This window comes from Paenibacillus taichungensis (genome assembly GCF_013359905.1).
GTDB classification, from domain to species: Bacteria; Bacillota; Bacilli; order Paenibacillales; family Paenibacillaceae; genus Paenibacillus; species Paenibacillus taichungensis.
The window spans coordinates 1-283 of sequence record NZ_JABMCC010000051.1; the positions used below are offsets into that span (position 1 = coordinate 1).

Consider the following 283-nt stretch of genomic DNA (forward strand, 5'->3'; position numbering starts at 1 on the left):
CTCTTCTCGCCTACCTGTGTCGGTTTGCGGTACGGGCACCATCACCTGGCTAGAGGCTTTTCTTGGCAGTGTGAGATCATGACCTTCGCTACTATAATTTTCGCTCCCCATTACAGCCCAGCCTTAACGATGTGCGGATTTACCTACACATCAGCCTCACTGCTTAGACGGACATCCATCAGTCCGCGTCACTACCCTGCTGCGTCCCCCCATTGCTCATAACGGCTTACGGTGGTACAGGAATTTCGACCTGTTGTCCTTCGACTACGCCTTTCGGCCTCGC

General features: G+C 54.1%; 1 rRNA gene. It reads right to left on the reverse strand.

Annotated elements, in window-relative coordinates:
* A 23S ribosomal RNA gene (locus tag HP548_RS00390) occupies positions 1–283 on the reverse strand; the annotation flags it as partial.